14 protein-coding genes and 1 pseudogene are annotated in these 15,782 nt (G+C 69.0%); 12 read left to right on the top strand and 3 right to left on the bottom strand.

Annotated elements, in window-relative coordinates; translation table 11 throughout:
- Positions 1-106: 106 nt before the first annotated feature.
- The 5 genes and pseudogenes from J5F18_RS01945 (at position 107) to ahpF (ending at position 5,474) form a co-directional block, all read left to right on the top strand.
- A complete protein-coding gene (locus J5F18_RS01945) occupies positions 107-1,312 on the top strand; it encodes a zinc-binding dehydrogenase (protein ID WP_346300676.1) in 1,206 nt (401 codons plus the stop codon).
- Positions 1,309-2,349, top strand: coding sequence for a proline racemase family protein (locus tag J5F18_RS01950; RefSeq protein ID WP_346300677.1), 1,041 nt, complete (start codon positions 1,309-1,311; stop codon positions 2,347-2,349). The genes J5F18_RS01945 and J5F18_RS01950 overlap by 4 nt, the downstream gene beginning before the upstream one ends.
- Before the next feature lie 147 nt (positions 2,350-2,496).
- Entirely contained in the window at positions 2,497-2,901 is a 405-nt protein-coding gene (locus tag J5F18_RS01955) for a ribonucleotide reductase subunit alpha (protein ID WP_346300678.1), read from the top strand.
- Positions 2,902-3,049: 148 nt separating this feature from the next.
- The gene (ahpC, locus tag J5F18_RS01960; RefSeq protein ID WP_346300679.1) at positions 3,050-3,613 is read left to right on the top strand and encodes an alkyl hydroperoxide reductase subunit C; all 564 of its coding nucleotides are present in this window, start codon (positions 3,050-3,052) and stop codon (positions 3,611-3,613) included.
- Positions 3,614-3,937: 324 nt separating this feature from the next.
- Positions 3,938-5,474 (top strand): annotated as a pseudogene (gene ahpF / locus J5F18_RS01965) (alkyl hydroperoxide reductase subunit F).
- An 83-nt stretch (positions 5,475-5,557) separates the two neighbouring features.
- Here the strand turns inward: ahpF and J5F18_RS01970 are convergent.
- From J5F18_RS01970 to J5F18_RS01980, 3 genes are read right to left on the bottom strand one after another with little or no spacing between them, the layout of a single operon-like run.
- The gene (locus J5F18_RS01970) at positions 5,558-5,923 is read right to left on the bottom strand and encodes a DUF6164 family protein (protein WP_346300680.1); all 366 of its coding nucleotides are present in this window, start codon (positions 5,921-5,923) and stop codon (positions 5,558-5,560) included.
- Between the two features lie 28 nt (positions 5,924-5,951).
- The gene (locus J5F18_RS01975) at positions 5,952-6,512 is read right to left on the bottom strand and encodes a histidine phosphatase family protein (RefSeq protein WP_346300681.1); all 561 of its coding nucleotides are present in this window, start codon (positions 6,510-6,512) and stop codon (positions 5,952-5,954) included.
- 3 nt (positions 6,513-6,515) lie between these two features.
- Positions 6,516-7,091, bottom strand: coding sequence for a peptidylprolyl isomerase (locus tag J5F18_RS01980; RefSeq protein ID WP_346302159.1), 576 nt, complete (start codon positions 7,089-7,091; stop codon positions 6,516-6,518).
- Between the two features lie 279 nt (positions 7,092-7,370).
- Between J5F18_RS01980 and J5F18_RS01985 the strand changes: the two genes are divergently transcribed.
- The 7 genes from J5F18_RS01985 to J5F18_RS02015 all read left to right on the top strand — a co-directional run.
- The gene (locus J5F18_RS01985) at positions 7,371-9,362 is read left to right on the top strand and encodes a heme lyase CcmF/NrfE family subunit (RefSeq protein ID WP_346300682.1); all 1,992 of its coding nucleotides are present in this window, start codon (positions 7,371-7,373) and stop codon (positions 9,360-9,362) included.
- A complete protein-coding gene (locus J5F18_RS01990) occupies positions 9,359-9,934 on the top strand; it encodes a DsbE family thiol:disulfide interchange protein (protein ID WP_346300683.1) in 576 nt (191 codons plus the stop codon). Before J5F18_RS01985 ends, J5F18_RS01990 begins: the two co-directional genes overlap by 4 nt.
- Positions 9,931-10,404 (top strand): cytochrome c-type biogenesis protein, encoded by a 474-nt coding sequence (locus tag J5F18_RS01995; RefSeq protein WP_346300684.1) that lies wholly within the window; start codon positions 9,931-9,933, stop codon positions 10,402-10,404. The genes J5F18_RS01990 and J5F18_RS01995 overlap by 4 nt, the downstream gene beginning before the upstream one ends.
- Before the next feature lie 18 nt (positions 10,405-10,422).
- Positions 10,423-11,301, top strand: a complete 879-nt coding sequence (gene ccmI, locus J5F18_RS02000) for a c-type cytochrome biogenesis protein CcmI (RefSeq protein WP_346300685.1) — start codon at positions 10,423-10,425, stop codon at positions 11,299-11,301.
- A gap of 87 nt (positions 11,302-11,388) precedes the next feature.
- Positions 11,389-12,156 (top strand): Crp/Fnr family transcriptional regulator, encoded by a 768-nt coding sequence (locus tag J5F18_RS02005; RefSeq protein WP_346300686.1) that lies wholly within the window; start codon positions 11,389-11,391, stop codon positions 12,154-12,156.
- A 169-nt stretch (positions 12,157-12,325) separates the two neighbouring features.
- Positions 12,326-13,945 (top strand): cytochrome D1 domain-containing protein, encoded by a 1,620-nt coding sequence (locus J5F18_RS02010; RefSeq protein WP_346300687.1) that lies wholly within the window; start codon positions 12,326-12,328, stop codon positions 13,943-13,945.
- A gap of 166 nt (positions 13,946-14,111) precedes the next feature.
- The coding region (locus J5F18_RS02015; RefSeq protein ID WP_346300688.1) for a NapC/NirT family cytochrome c at positions 14,112-15,782 on the top strand (1,671 nt) is incomplete at its 3' end.

Raw genomic sequence — 15,782 nt, forward strand, 5'->3', positions numbered from 1 at the left:
ATAGTGGCGCTGGCCCCTCGGTTCGCCCCGGTCTCCTCTGCTATCGTCTCGCTCAGCATATCCGCGCCCGGCCTCCTGCCGGGCGCTTTGCCAGAGGAGACCCCAGATGGCAGAGACGTCCCCCGAATCTCCCGTTTCCCCCGCGATTCCCGCCACCATGTCGGCCATGCTGCTGACCGGGCACGGCGACGTCGACAGGCTGGTTCACCGCGACGACGTGCCGGTACCCCGGCCCGGGCCGGGCGAGGTGCTGGTGCGGGTCACCGCCACCGCCAAGAACAACACCGACCGCAAGGCCCGCGAGGGGCTCTATCCGGTGAAGAAGGGCCAGGTCACCTCCTTTGCCATGGGCGGCGAGCCGACCCTGACCTTCCCGCGCATCCAGGGCGCCGATATCGCCGGGCGCGTGGCGGCGGTGGGCGAGGGGGTCGACCCGGCGCGGATCGGCGAGCGCGGCCTGCTCGACTTCAATCTCTACGCCGACGCCCGCCGCGACATCAACCTGACCCCGGACTACTACGGCCACGGCGCCGACGGCGGCTTCGCCGAGTACGTGGCGGTGCCCTCGGACCAGTTCCACCAGGTGCCCAACCCGGAGCTTGCCGACGCCGAGCTCGCCGCCTTGGGCATGTGCTCCTACCAGACCGCCTACCATATGATGACCTCGGCGAACGTTGCCGCCGGCGAGCGGGTGCTGGTGAGTGGCGCCAGCGGCGGGGTGGGTACCGCGCTGATCCAGCTGTGCCGCATCGTCGGGGCCATTCCCTACGCGGTGAGCCAGCCGGAGAAGGCAGAGGCCCTCAAGGCGCTGGGCGCCGAGGCGGTGGTCGACCGCGGCGACCCGGAAAGCTTCGTTGCACGCGTGCTCGAGGCCACCGGCGGCGCGCCCATCGATGCGGTGATGGACCTGGTCGGCGGCGAGATGACCGATCTCTTCATCGACACCATGATCCACGACATGAAGGCCCGCACCACCTACCCGCGGCTCTCCATCGCCGGGGCCAGCGGCGGCAATATCTCGGAGATCCTCTGGACGCGCATCTACCTCTACCAGGTGCAGATCTTCGGCGTCTCCCACGGTACCCGCGAGGAGGCCGAACAGCTGGTCGCCTGGATCCGCAGCGGTGAGCTCAGGCCGGTGCTCCACGCCGCCTTCCGGCTCTCCGCGCTGCATGAGGCCGAGCGCTACTTCGTCAGCCGCGGCAGCAACTTCCTGGGCAAGATCGTGATCGTTCCCGACAGCCAGTGGGACGAGCACGGCGCCCCCTTCGCCCTTGCCTCCCCCTCTGCCAGCCAGGAGCCGCGCCCATGAGCCGCCCGCTGACCTTCCAGATGATGGACACCCACGCCGGGGGCGACGTCAGCCGCATCGTGCTCGGCGGCATCGAGCCGCTTCCCGGCGCCACGGTGCGCGACCAGATGCACTACCTGCGCGACGACGCCGACGGCCTGCGCAAGCTGCTGCTCTTCGAGCCCTACGGCATCCCCGAGATGTCGGTGGACCTGATCGTGCCGGCCACCGACCCCGAGGCAGCCGCCGGCTACATCATCATGGAGGTGATGGGCTACCCCATCTATTCGGGCTCCAACACCATCTGCACCGCCACGGCGGTGCTGGAGGCCGGCATCGTGCCCAAGCGGGAGGGGGTGCAGCACTTCACCCTGGAGGCGCCGGCGGGGCGGGTCCATATCGAGGCCCGGGTGGAAAATGGCGTGGTGGAGGCGATCACCTGCGAGGGGCTGCCCAGCTACATCGACACCTATCGGGCGTCGATCCAGGTGCCGGAGGTGGGGGACGTCACCTACTCGGTGGCCTACAGCGGCGGCTTCTACGCCCTGGTGGACGCCACGGAACTTGGCTTCTCGCTGGTGCGGGAGGAGGAGCGGGCCCTGGCCGAGTGTGCCCACAAGATCGTCGAGGCGATCCGGGCCGAGCGGGGCTTCTCCCACTACACCCTGGGCGACGTGGGCCCGCTGCCCTTCCTGCACTTCATGGGCCCGGTGGAGCAGATCGCCGACGACTTCTACCGCTCGCGCTCCACCACCTATGTGCACCCGGGGGTGATCTGCCGCAGCACCACCGGCACCGGCACCTCGGCGCGGTTGGCGCTGATGAACCACGAGGGGCGCATCCGCCCCGGCGACCGCCTGGAGACCGTCTCCCTGCGCGAGACCGGTTTCATCGGCACCTTCACCGGCACCCGCCAGGAGGGGCCCCGTACCGTGGTGGAGAACACCACCACCGGCAAGGCCTATGTGCTCGGACACACCGAGGTGGTGGTCAACTGCGACGATCCCCTGGTGGAGTGCGACGGCCTGCACCATATCCTGACCGCCCGCCAGGGCTGAGTCGCACGCAAGCCGCTCAGCGAGGGGCGCCGGTGACAAGCTTGCCCCGCCCCCCTTGACGTAGCCAATTTACCCGCCTGCCCCTTGAGCCCCCTCGCGAAAGGGGGCAGGCTGGCGCTCATTCATCCCCTTCTCCCGGAGGCTTCCATGGCCATCACCAACTTTGCCGGCCTGCTCGGCGAGTCGCGCCTGCAACCCGACGCCCAGCGCCTGCTGTTCGTCTTCACCCGCGCCGAGCTGCCCGACAACCCCACCGACGAGCAGCGCGCCCGCTTCGAGCAGGGCGAGGGCGGCGTGCTCACCCCGGTGCTCTGCGTCGACAAGGCGCCCGAGGAGCTCTCCGATATGGCCGCCCTGGTGGCGGAGTCGCAGGCGACGGGCATCGAGTGGGACATCGTCTTCGTGGGGGCGCTCTCAGGCCGTGGCGGCGAGGCGCCGAGCGGCGAGCAGGCCGAGGCCCAGCTCAACCGCATGGTGGAGTCGCTCAAGATGGGCAATGTCGATCAGTTCCTGGCGCTGGACCGCCAGGGCGAGGCGGTGCGAATCGGTTGACGCTGGGCTGGTCGCCCGGTGCGTGGACCCATAGGGTTGAATTATCAGCTCCATGCCACCATTCAATTTACGCTATCGGAGGATGCGGGCTACCATGTGTCCCGTATCCCAGACACCCCCATACGAAAGTCGAAAGGAGCTTCACGGAATGTCGCTGATCAACACTGAAGTCCAGCCGTTCAAGGCCACCGCTTTCCACAACGGTGAGTTTGTCGAAGTCACCGACGCTGACCTGAAGGGCAAGTGGTCCGTGGTGATCTTCATGCCGGCCGCCTTCACCTTCAACTGCCCGACCGAGGTCGAGGACGCTGCCGACCACTACGAGGAGTTCCAGAAGGCTGGTGCCGAGGTGTACATCGTTACCACCGACACCCACTTCTCGCACAAGGTGTGGCACGAGACTTCCCCGGCGGTGGGCAAGGCCAAGTTCCCGCTGGTCGGTGACCCGACCCACCAGCTGACCCGCGCCTTCGGTGTGCACATCGAAGAAGCCGGTCTGGCCCTGCGCGGCACCTTCGTGATCGACCCGGACGGCGTGATCAAGACCCTGGAAATCCACGACAACGCCATCGCCCGCGACGTCACCGAGAGCCTGCGCAAGCTCAAGGCCGCCCAGTACGTTCGCAACAACCCGAACGAAGTCTGCCCGGCCAAGTGGAAGGAAGGCGAAGAGACCCTGGCTCCCTCCCTGGATCTGGTCGGCAAGATCTAAAGGAAACGCTGATTCATTGCTGCGCTCGATATCTTGACCACCGGCGGTGCTGGTACGCCAGCCCGGTCGAAATCCTGACCTGGTAACGCATAGGCTCCGGTTTCTGTGCTCCGGCGGTGGCCAACCTCTCTTCGCTCGCGACATGAATCATCAGTTTCCTGAGCGGTGTTGCCTCTAGGCCCCGCCCCGGGCCTCGCCGCTCCCCACCCGGGCAGTCCTGCCCGGGTGTTGTCTACCCGCCACAAGCACGCCTTACGCGGCGCCTCCGGTGCTCGCACGGCCCCCTTGTGACTCCGTTTCGCGAACATGAAGGAAACCGCTGTCATGTTGGACGACAATCTGAAAAGCCAGCTCAAAGCCTATCTGGAAAAGGTCACTCAGCCGTTCGAGATCGTCGCCTCCCTCGATGACGGCGCCAAGTCTCAGGAACTGCACGGTCTGCTGACCGATATCGCCGACCTGAGCGACAAGATTACCCTGAAGCGCGATGGCCAGGACGCCCGCCGTCCCTCCTTCGCGCTCAATCGCCCGGGCGAGGAGACCGGCGTGGTCTTCGCCGGCCTGCCCATGGGCCACGAGTTCACCTCCCTGGTGCTGGCGCTGCTGCAGGTGGGCGGCCATCCGCCCAAGGTCGGCGCCGAGGTGATCGAGCAGGTCAAGAGCCTCGAGGGCCCGCTTCACTTCGAGACCTACTTCTCGCTCTCCTGCCAGAACTGCCCCGACGTGGTCCAGGCGCTCAACCTGATGGCGGTGCTCAACCCCAACGTCAGCCACGTGGCCATCGACGGCGCCCTCTTCCAGGACGAGGTCGAGAAGCGCCAGGTGATGTCGGTGCCGAGCATCTACCTCAACGGCGAGCCCTTCGACCAGGGCCGCATGAGCCTGGAGCAGATCCTGGCCAAGGTGGACACCGGTGCCGCCAAGCGCGAGGCCGCCAAGCTCAACGACAAGGCCGCCTTCGACGTGCTGGTGGTGGGCGGTGGCCCGGCCGGCGCCGCGGCGGCGGTCTACGCCGCGCGCAAGGGCATCCGCACCGGTGTTGCCGCCGAACGCTTCGGCGGCCAGGTGCTCGACACCATGGCCATCGAGAACTTCATCTCCGTGCCCCACACCGAGGGCCCCAAGCTGGCCGCGGCGCTGGAGGAGCACGTCAAGGAGTATGAGGTCGACATCATGAACCTGCAGCGTGCGGTCAAGCTGGTGCCGGCGGCCCAGCCGGGTGGCGAGCACGAGGTGCAGTTCGAGTCCGGGGCGAGCCTCAAGAGCAAGACCCTGGTCCTGGCCACCGGCGCCCGCTGGCGCGAGATGAACGTGCCGGGCGAGGCCGAGTACCGCAACAAGGGCGTAGCCTACTGCCCCCACTGCGACGGCCCGCTGTTCAAGGGCAAGCGCGTGGCGGTGATCGGCGGCGGCAACTCCGGCGTCGAGGCGGCCATCGACCTGGCCGGCGTGGTGGCCCACGTCACCCTGATCGAGTTCATGAATGAGATGCGCGCCGACGCCGTGCTGCAGAAGAAGCTCAAGAGCCTGCCCAACGTCGAGATCATCCTGGGTGCCCGCACCACCGAAGTGAACGGCGATGGTACCCGAGTCAACGGCCTCACCTATGAGGAGCGCGCCAGCGGCGAGAGCAAGAAGCTCGACCTGGAGGGCGTCTTCGTGCAGATCGGCCTGGTGCCCAACACCGAGTGGCTCAAGGGCTCCCCGGTGGAGCTCTCCGAGCGCCCACGGCATGACCAGCGTGCCGGGCATCTTCGCCGCCGGTGACGTGACCACCGTGCCCTACAAGCAGATCATCATCGCCATGGGCGAGGGGTCCAAGGCCGCGCTGGGCGCCTTCGACCATCTGATCCGCAGCTGATCGGCGGCGCCGTGCCCCGGGCACCTGCCAGCACGACGACGCCCCCGCAGGCCAGGCCGGCGGGGGCGTCGTCGTGTTGCCGGTCACTCGATCAGCCAGAGAAAGGGCAGCAGGGTCAGGGCCAGGATCACCGCCACCGCCACGGCCACCATCAGCAGGCGGATGGGGTGGTGGCGCAGGCGCGTCCACAGGGTCGGGGCCTCGCCGCGCTCGGCCAGGTCGTCGCGCTCCCGGCGCACCCTCTCGGCGAGCCCCTGCTGGTAGGCGTCCAGCACCTCCCGGGCCGCATCAAACTGGGTCTCGTCGCGCAGCCAGATGGCCGCCACCCCGAGCCCCCAGAAGCCGGCGCGGGTCTCGTAGGTATCGAAGCCGCGGGCGTCCAGCAGCGCCCGCACCTCCTCGGCCTCCTCCTCGGGCACGTTGCCCAGGCGAAACAGCAGTCTTGCCACCCCTTCCTACTCCTCTGCTCGCGGCGGATCAGCCAGGGTACGGGGTGATGCTGGCCGGCGCCAGGGGCGCGCCTTCCCGATGCCGGGTCAGCGGCCGGCCCACCAGGGCAGTGAGCAGGATCTGCAGCGGGTCGCCGTGGCTGACCAGCAGCAGGGTCTCGCCCTGGTGGCGCGCCTCTAGCCCCGCGATCACTCCGCCCATGCGCTCGGCCACCGCGGTCAGCGGCTCCACCCCGAAGGCACGATGCTCGGCGCTCTCGGCGTCGCGGGCCCACACCTCGGGGTAGTGGTGGTCGCCTTGCCCCTCCAGTTCGCCGAAGTGGCGCTCGCGCAGCCCCGGCTCGGCCGCAAGCGCCAGGCCGAAGCGTGCCGCCACCCGGGCGGCGGTCTCGGTGGTGCGCCGGAAGTCGGAGTGGACAATCCCCGTGGGTACCGGCCAGCGCCAGTCGGCCAGCAGGGCCTCGAGCTGGGCCCCGCCCTCGGGGGAGAGGCCGAAGCCGGCCAGGCCGCGCTCGGGGGAGCTGACGATCAGCCCCCGGGCGTTGGCCTGGCTATGGCCGTGGCGCATCAGCAGGTAGCGGTTGCGCATGGCTCAGGGCAGCTCCGCGCGCTCGATCACCACCGGCTCCCGGGGCACGTCCTGGAAGGGGCCGCGGCTGCCGGTGGGCACGCGGCGGATGGCATCGACCACCTCCATGCCCTCCACCACCTGGCCGAACACCGCATAGCCCCAGGTCTGGCCCGACTGAGGGCTGGCGTGGTCGAGGAAGCCGTTGTCGGCGACGTTGATGAAGAACTGGGCGGTGGCGGAGTGGGGGTCGCCGGTGCGCGCCATGGCCAGGGTGCCGCGCCGGTTCTTCAGGCCGTTGTCGGCCTCGTTGGTGATCGGGTTGCGGGTCGCCTTCTGGCGCATCGCCTCGTCGAAGCCGCCGCCCTGGATCATGAAGCCATCGATCACCCGGTGGAAGATGGTGCCGTCGTAGTGGCCCTCCTGCACGTAGGTGAGGAAGTTGTTGACGCTCTCCGGCGCCTCGGCCTGGAACAGCTCGATGCCGATGGCGCCGTGGCTGGTGTACAGGATGACATCGGGCGCGGCCTCCTCGGCCAGGGCCGCGGTGGTGGAGAGGGCGAAGGGCAGCGTGGCGGCGAGCAACAGGGCGGAAATCAGCGGGCGTTTCACGGGACGGATCACCAGGGTCGGGGAACGGACCCCCAGCATAAGGCCCCGGGTCCACGCTGTCAGTGGCTGGTCGGCGACGCCGTTGAGGCAGTGTCCGGCAATGTTTGACATGGGTCACGGGGGAGGGCGGAAAAGAGGTATCGAGTATGGATCTTATGGGGAGATTCCCCGACCATTCGCTGCAAGGGGCCGACGCGACTCGTCGGTCCGGTGAATCCAGATCCGGCCATGCGGTCGGGCGTCACCTGCAGCGGGAGGGGACAGCAGATGGTGGCAGAACTCGGTAACTTCGCGCTGATCCTGGCGCTCTGCCTGGCGCTGCTGCAGAGCGTGCTGCCGCTGGTGGGCGCCCAGACCGGCAGCCTGCGGCTGATGCGCACGGGGCGCTTCCTGGCCAGCGGCCAGTTCGTCTTCCTGGCGATCGCCTACGGCGTGCTGACCTGGGCCTTCCTGGCCAACGACTTCAGCGTGCGCTACGTGGCCAGCCACTCGGCCCTGACCCAGCCGCTGATGTACAAGATCACCGCGGTGTGGGGCGGCCATGAGGGCTCGCTGCTGCTGTGGGTGCTGATCCTCGGCGCCTGGGGCGTGGCGGTGGCGCGCTTCAGCCGCTCGCTGCCCCGCGAGATGCTGGCCCGGGTGATGGCGGTGATGGGCATGATCTCGGTGGCCTTCATCGCCTTCACGGTGTTCACCTCCAACCCCTTCGAGCGCCTCGTGCCCGGCCCCGCGGACGGTCGCGGCATGAACCCGCTGCTCCAGGACCCGGGGATGATCCTGCACCCGCCGCTGCTCTACATGGGCTACGTGGGCACCGCGGTGGTCTTCTCCCTGGCCCTGGCGGCGCTGATGGGCGGCCGCCTGGACGCCGCCTGGGCGCGCTGGTCGCGGCCCTGGACCACCGTGGCCTGGGTGTTCCTGACCCTGGGGATCGCCATGGGCTCCTGGTGGGCCTACTACGAGCTGGGCTGGGGCGGCTGGTGGTTCTGGGACCCGGTGGAGAACGCCTCCTTCCTGCCCTGGCTCACCGCCACCGCCCTGCTGCACTCCCTGGCGGTGAGCGAGAAGCGCGGCGGCCTCAAGGTGTGGACCCTGATGCTGGCGATCATCACCTTCGCGCTGACGGTGCTCGGGGCCTTCATCGTGCGCTCCGGGGTGATCACCTCGGTCCACGCCTTCGCCACCGACCCGGACCGCGGCGTCTTCCTGCTCGCCATGCTGGCGGCGACCCTGCTCGGCTCGCTGACCCTCTACGCCTGGCGGGCGCCCCGGGTCGGGCTCGGCGGCGGCTTCCACTGGCTCTCCCGGGAATCGCTGCTGCTGGCCAACAACGTGCTGCTCACCGTGGCCTTCGCGGCGGTCTTCATCGGCACCCTTTACCCGCTGGTGCTGGACGCCTTCGGCCTCGGCAAGATCTCGGTGGGCCCCCCCTACTTCGATCTGGTCTTCGCACCGCTGATGCTGCCGCTGCTGCTGCTGGTGGGGCTAGGTCCCACGGTGATGTGGAAGCAGGCCAGCCCCGCCGAGGTGATGCGCCAGCTGCGCTGGGTGCTGCTGGCCAGCGTGGTGGCCGGCGGCCTCTGGCCGCTGACCATGGGCGCCTGGCGGCCGCTCACCGCCCTGTCGCTGATGCTGGGCAGCTGGATCGTCTTCACCGCGCTGCTCGATATCCGCAAGCGCCTGGCCGGCCGCCAGCCCCTGGCCACCCGCATCCGTCGGGTGCTGCGCCCGAGCTTCCTGGGCATGCACCTGGCCCACGTGGGGCTGGCCCTGGTGGTGATCGCCATCGCCATGGTCAACACCTACGAGGTGGAGCGCGACGTGCGCATGGAGCCGGGCCAGACCACCTCGGCGGCGGGCTTCGACTTCACCCTGCTGCGCATGGAGGAGGTGCGCGGCCCCAACTATGACGCCGACCAGGCGGTGGTCGCGGTGACCCGCGACGGCCGGCCGGTGGCCACCCTGCTGCCCCAGCGCCGCTACTACGACACCCAGCCCCAGAACCCCATGCACCAGGCCTCGCTGCACCGGGCGGCGACCCGCGACGTCTATGTCTCCCTGGGCGAGCGCCTGGTGGGCGACGCCTGGAGCTTCCGGCTCTACTACAAGCCCTACATGGCCTGGATGTGGAGCGGCGCCATCCTGCTCGGCCTGGGCGGCCTGCTGGCGGCGTCCGACAAGCGCTACCGCCTGGCACGGCGCCGCGAGGCCGAGCCGGCGACGGCGGTGGCCATGAACCGCGAGGTGACCGTCTCATGAAGCTCAAGCTGCTCCTGCCGCTGGTGGCGGTGATGTCGCTGCTCGGCCTGCTGCTGGTGGGCCTCGGGCTCAACTCCCGGGACCTGCCCTCGCCCCTGGTGGGCCAGCCGGCCCCGGCCTTCGCCCTGGAGGCCCTGGAGGACCCCGAGCGGATCCTCACCGAACAGGACTTCATCGGCGAGGTGGCGCTGGTCAATGTCTGGGCCACCTGGTGCAGCACCTGCCGCCAGGAGAAGCCGCTGCTGATGGAGCTGGCCCGCGGCGGCGTCACCATCCACGCCTTCAACTACCGCGACGAGCGCGACGCCGCGCTGCGCTACCTGGAGATGACCGACAGCCCCTACCGCGCCATCGCCTACGACCCCGCGGGCGATGCCGGCATCGACTGGGGCGTCTACGCCACCCCCGAGACCTACCTGCTGGATGCCGAGGGCATCATCCGCTACAAGCGCATCGGCCCCCTCACCCGCCAGCTGCTGCTCGACGAGGTGCTGCCGCTGATGGAGAAGCTGAAGGCGGAGCAGGCCAGCGCCCAGGACGCCCGCGCCAGAGCGGCGGGGAGGGCGTCATGAACCGCTGGCTGGCAGGCCTTCTTCTGCTGCTGCTGATGGCGCTTGCGCCCGGCATCGCCCTGGCCACGGTCATCGGCGAGCCGCTGGCATTCGAGACCGAGGCCCAGCGCCAGCAGTACGAGACCCTGACCCGGGAGCTGCGCTGCACGGTGTGTCAGAGCGAGACGATCCACGAGTCCAACGCCGAGCTCGCCGCCGACATGCGCCGGCGGGTCTACCAGATGACCCGGGAGGGCATGTCCGCCGAGGCCATCGTCGACTTCATGGTGGCCCGCTACGGCGACTACGTGCGCTACCGGCCGCCGCTGCAGGCCAACACCGTCCTGCTCTGGGCCAGCCCCTTCCTGCTCTTCGGCGGCGGCCTGCTGGTCTGGTGGCAGGTGATGCGCCAGCGGGCCCGGCCCGACGACGAACCCCACTTCACCGACCAGGAGCGGGCGGCGCTGGAGCGCCTGCGCCGTGGCGACTGACCCCGGAGGAATGACGAGATGAATGGCCTCTTCCTGCTGCTGGCCCTGGGCCTGTGCCTGTTGGCCCTGGCCTTCGTAATGATCCCGCTGTGGCGTGAGCCCCGTGGGGCCGGCCCCGACCGCCGCGAGGTGCTGCTGGCGGTGCACCGTGATCGTGTCGCCGAGCTCGACCAGGACCTGGCCGCCGGCACCCTGAGCGAGGCGCGCCACGCCCGCGCCCTGGCCGACCTGGAGCGCGAGCTGCTCGACAGCGGCGCCCTGGAGGCAGCCGACGCCGGCGGCGAGGGCCGCGGCCAGCGCCGCCTGACCCAGGTCGCCGCCCTGGCCAGCATGGCCCTGCTGCCCTTCATGGCGGTGGGCACCTACCTCACGGTGGGCTACAGCGAGGAGGTGTTCGCCGCCCGTGCCCCGGCCGGGCAGGTGATGCCGCCGCCCGAGCTGGCCGAGCCCAGCGACGAGGAGATGGCCCGCGAGTTCACCCGCCTGGTGGAGGGCCTGCAGGTGCGCCTGGCCCAGGATCCGGCCGACCTGCAGGGCTGGGTGCTGCTGGGGCGCACCCTGACCTTCCTCGACGACTTCGAGGCCGCGGGCCGCGCCTTCGGCGAGGCCCTGCGCCACGGCGGCGACCGCGACCCCGAGGTGCTGGTGCGCTACGCCGACGTGCTGGCGGAGCTCGAGGGCAGCCTGGCCGGCGAGCCGGCGGCGCTGATCGAGCAGGCGCTGGCCATCGACCCCGAGCACGCCCAGGGGCTGTGGCTGGCCGGCACCCGCGCCTACCAGGCCGAGGCCTTCGACGAGGCCCGCGCCTACTGGGAGCGCCTGCTGGCGGTGCTGCCGGCGGATTCGCCCGAGGCCGGGGTGATCCGCGGCAACCTGACGGAGCTCTCGCTGCGCTAGGCGAGCGCGTCGTCGTGGTCCGGGGCGAGGCGGCCTCGGGCCACTCCCACCGCGGCGGTTGCCTGCGAGGGCGCCAAGGAGATCGTGATGACATACCGCTTCAGCCGGGAGACCCTGCGCACGGTGCGCCAGGTGCCGCTGTTTGCCGGGCTCGGCGACGAGACCCTGGCGCTGCTGGGCCGGGGCGCCCATGAACGCTGCTGCCCCCGCGGCACCCGGCTGTTCGCCCAGGGCGAGCCCGCCGACCGCTTCTATGTGGTGCTCGACGGCTGGGTGAAGCTCTACCGCGACAGTCCCGACGGCAGCGAATGCCTGGTGGGGCTCTTCAGCCGCGGCGAGTCCTTCGCCGAGGCGGCGATGTTCGACCGCCAGGGCTTCCCGGTCAACGCCAGCGTGGCCGAGGACGCCCGGTTGATGGTGTTTCCGGCCGAGCCCTTCCTGGACACCCTGCTCGAGCACCGTGCGCTGACCCTGAACCTGCTGGCCAACCTCACCGGCATGCTGCGCGCGCTGGTGCTGCAGCTCGACCAGCTCACCAACCAGTCGACCCACCAGCGGCTGGCGGCCTTCCTGCTCTCGCTGTGCCCGGATGGCGCCGCCCACGCCACCGTCTGCCTGCCCTGCGACAAGATGCTGATCGCCGCGCGGCTGGGCATGAAGCCGGAGAGCTTCTCCCGGGCCATGGCCCGCCTGCGGGGGCTCGGCGTGCGCTGCGAGCGCAACTGCGTCCACCTCGAGGACCTTCCGGCGCTGCGCCTGTTCGCCCGCGGCGGCGAGACCCGCCCGCAGCCGGCCTGCCCCGGACTCAATGGCGCGGGGTGTGGTTCCCCCCTTTCGTCGCGACCCATGACATAAGTCAACTCCCCGGATTGCCACTTGACCACTGTCAAGTGAGCAAAGAGGTAAAGCTGCTACTACTTATCTGCAGGTGGAGGGTGTCACCCGGGGTTGACTGGCTGCACGTGCGGGCCACGCGAGACTCCCTCCAGACCCAGCCCCACGGGGAAACAGAGCGAGGCACGTTATGCACAAGAAGGCACTGAGCAAGGGGATCTTCGCCCTCAGCTTCCCGCTGGCCGCCATGATGGCGGGCGGCGTGCAGGCTGATGCACCGGAGATGACCGCAGAGGAGATGGACCGCGCCGGCGATATCTACTTCCAGCGCTGCGCCGGCTGTCACGGCACCCTGCGCAAGGGCGCCACCGGCCCGGGCCTGCTGCCCGAGGACACCATCGGCATGGGCCAGCGCCGCCTGGAGAGCATCATCTCGCTGGGCACCGAAGGCGGGATGAACAACTTCGACGGCATCCTCGACGAGGACGAGATCGAGCTGATCGCCAAGTACATCCAGCAGGAGCCGGAAGAGCCGCCGGAGATGTCGTTGGCCGACATCCGCGACACCTGGACCATCGTGGTGCCCCAGGAGGAGTGGCCGGACGAGCCCCAGCACGACCGCAACTGGGAAAACTTCATGGTCACCATCCTGCGTGACCGTGGCGCCATGGGCATCATCGACGGCGACACCAAGGAGCTGGTCACCGAGGCCGAGACCGGCTACGCCGTGCACGTGGCCAAGTCGAGCTCCGACGGCCGCTTCTGGTACGTCCAGGGCCGCGACGGCCGGCTGTCGAAGATCGACCTGTGGATGGACCCGCCCCAGGTGACCGCCGAGGTATTCATCGGCATCGACGCCCGCGACGTGGCGGTCTCTCACTATGGCGAGTGGGCCGACAAGTACGTCATCGGCGGCGGCTACTGGCCCCCGCACTTCGTGATCGCCGACGCCCACACCATGGAGCCGCTCAAGGTCATCTCCACTCGCGGTTACGATACCGAGGGCAACTACGTCCACGAGGCCCGCGTGGCGGCGCTCTATGACACCCCCCATGCGCCGACCTTCCTGGTCAACGTCAAGGAGACCGGACAGATCTGGCAGGTCGACTACAGCGATATCGAGAACCTGCGCATCGATCACATCCAGTCGGCCGAGTACCTCCACGACGGCTTCTTCGACTCCACCGGCCGCTACTTCATGATCGCGGCCAATTTCAGCCACAAGATGGCCTTCGTCGACACCGTGGAGCGCAAGCTCGTCGGCCTGCTCAATACCGGCGAGATCCCGCACCCGGGGCCGGGCGCCAACTGGATCGACCCGGAATGTGGCCCGGTGGCCGGCACCACTCACCTGGGCCAGGGCCTGGTGACCTTCTGGGGCACCGATCCGGAGAACCATCCGGACCACGCCTGGGAGATCTGCGGCACCGTCGAGACCGACGGCCCGGGGCTCTTCCTGCGCAGCCATCCGGATTCCCCGCACGTCTGGATCGACCAGTCGATGCACCCGGAGGCCGATGTCAACCAGTGGGTCATGGTCATGAACAAGGAGACCCGCGAGCTGACCCCGATCCACGTCGCCGACCGTCCGCGTGAACATGACGCCGTGGCCCTGCACTTCGAGTACGACAAGGCCGGGAGCGAGGTGTGGGTCTCCATCTGGGCTCGCGGTCGCGGCCATCAGGACGATGGCGCCATCGTCATCTACGACGACGAGACCATGGAAGAGATCGGTCGGGTCGAGAACCTGAACACGCCGACCGGCAAGTTCAACGTCTACAACCGTCTGAAGAAGTACGAGCGCGGCTAAGCCGAGCTGCCGGAGCGCCCCAGGGCGCTCCGGCCCCTTCTTCAGCCGTTTCGCGTCCGGCAAGGTCGCGGAGCGGCTGAAGAAGGGGCCGGCCACAACCCATAACAAGGCGGCAGGGCAGACCGATAACCGCAACGGGCGTCATGAAACTTTCGGGAGATTGATCATGGGGGAGCGTCTACGCAACTGGCGCAAGGTCACCATCATGGGGGCGTCACTGGGGGCCGCGACGGCCTTCTTCGTGTTGGGCATCCTGTTCTGGGGGGGCTTCAATACCGTGATGGAGGCCACCAACAGCATGCGGTTCTGCAGTTCGGCCTGCCACGAGATGACCTGGGTCTACGAGGAGTACAAGGACCGGGCCCACTACCAGAACCCCACCGGCGTGGGGGCCACCTGCGCCGACTGTCACGTGCCTCGCGAGTGGGGGCCCAAGATGATCCGCAAGATCGAGGCCAGCCGCGAGGTGTGGCACTGGATGCTGGGGACCATCAACACCGAGGAGAAATTCGAGGGCAAGCGGCTGCACCTGGCCGAAAACGTCTGGCGCTCCATGCTGCGCACCGACTCGCGCGAGTGTCGCAACTGCCATGACTGGTCGGCCATGGATCTCGAGGAGCAGGCCCCCCGTGCGGCCCGCGAGCACGCCCGGGGCTTCGAACAGGGCCAGACCTGCATCGAGTGCCACCAGGGCATCGCCCACGAGCTGCCGGAAGACTGGGACGAGTCCGATGTCTGGCTCGCCCGCTTCGATCACGACGAGCCGGTGACCGACCTTGCCGAGCGCGGCGAACCGGCGATGCCGCTGGAGGCCGAGGAGCTGGGCGACGCCGTGGTGGCCGAGGGCGATATCGCCTCGACCCTGGAGTGGGACGATGTCCCGGCGCTGGACGTGACCCTCTTCCTGCCCGGCCAGGCCTCCATCGAGTGGATCCAGGACGGCAGCGAGCACGGCGGCGGGCGCGCCTTCAGCTTCGGCGACCGCTGCATCTGGTGTCACGCCGGCGAGGAGCAGCAGATCGGCCAGATGGCGGTCGATGCCGAGAAGATCGAGACCTTCGATCTGGGCGACAAGCGCGGCCATATTCCGATGACCGTGCAGGCCTCCTTCGACGACGACTACCTGTTCATGCGCTTCCAGTGGGAGGCCGGCGAGCACGCGCCACTGCCCTTCGTCGACGGCGGCCGCATGGATCCCGACAACCCCATGAAGCTGACCGTCAGCTTCGCCGACGATCGCGTCGACATGGCCGACCGCGGCGGCTGCTGGGCGAGCTGCCACCACGACTCCACCTATATGCCGGATGCCCCGGACGAGGAAGCCCTGGCGCAGAGCGAGCTGGCCGAGCGTCTGGCGCTGATGAACGGGGTCACCAAGTACCTGTCGGAAAGCCGTACCGAGATCGAAATTCGCGGCCGTCGCGGTGCGGCCCGGGGCGGCTGGGACAAGCTCAAGGAGGAGGAAGAGATCGCCGATCTGCTGGGCGGGGGTGTCTACCTCGATATCGCGCGCTACAACAGCGGCGAGGCGCTGACCGAGAGCGGCTATATCCTCGAGAAGCGTCACCTCTCCGAGAGCGAGGCGGTGGTGATGACCGCCGAGGAAGCGGACGGCGTCTGGACCGCCTATCTGACCCGGGCCCTGCGCACCGGGGTGGAAGGCGACAAGCCGCTGTCGACCGATGGCAAGTACAGCTTCAACGTCGCCCTGCACGATGACTACGCCGCATCGCGCTTCCACCACGTCTCCTGGCAGTACGGCCTGGCCTTCGACGCCGAGGTGCCTGGCGATTTCGACGACGACATGGTGGAAATCAACGCCACGCGCATCACCCGG

This window comes from Halomonas sp. BM-2019, from assembly GCF_017584085.1.

What these genes read in the sequence shown, in the direction of transcription:
- J5F18_RS01945 (WP_346300676.1), top strand. Translation starts at nt 107, where the DNA reads ATGGCAGAGACGTCCCCCGAATCTCCCGTTTCCCCCGCGATTCCCGCC.
- J5F18_RS01950 (WP_346300677.1), top strand. Translation starts at nt 1,309, where the DNA reads ATGAGCCGCCCGCTGACCTTCCAGATGATGGACACCCACGCCGGGGGC.
- J5F18_RS01955 (WP_346300678.1), top strand. Translation starts at nt 2,497, where the DNA reads ATGGCCATCACCAACTTTGCCGGCCTGCTCGGCGAGTCGCGCCTGCAA.
- ahpC (WP_346300679.1), top strand. Translation starts at nt 3,050, where the DNA reads ATGTCGCTGATCAACACTGAAGTCCAGCCGTTCAAGGCCACCGCTTTC.
- J5F18_RS01975 (WP_346300681.1), bottom strand. Translation starts at nt 6,512, where the DNA reads ATGCGCAACCGCTACCTGCTGATGCGCCACGGCCATAGCCAGGCCAAC.
- J5F18_RS01985 (WP_346300682.1), top strand. Translation starts at nt 7,371, where the DNA reads ATGGTGGCAGAACTCGGTAACTTCGCGCTGATCCTGGCGCTCTGCCTG.
- J5F18_RS01990 (WP_346300683.1), top strand. Translation starts at nt 9,359, where the DNA reads ATGAAGCTCAAGCTGCTCCTGCCGCTGGTGGCGGTGATGTCGCTGCTC.
- J5F18_RS01995 (WP_346300684.1), top strand. Translation starts at nt 9,931, where the DNA reads ATGAACCGCTGGCTGGCAGGCCTTCTTCTGCTGCTGCTGATGGCGCTT.
- ccmI (WP_346300685.1), top strand. Translation starts at nt 10,423, where the DNA reads ATGAATGGCCTCTTCCTGCTGCTGGCCCTGGGCCTGTGCCTGTTGGCC.
- J5F18_RS02005 (WP_346300686.1), top strand. Translation starts at nt 11,389, where the DNA reads ATGACATACCGCTTCAGCCGGGAGACCCTGCGCACGGTGCGCCAGGTG.
- J5F18_RS02010 (WP_346300687.1), top strand. Translation starts at nt 12,326, where the DNA reads ATGCACAAGAAGGCACTGAGCAAGGGGATCTTCGCCCTCAGCTTCCCG.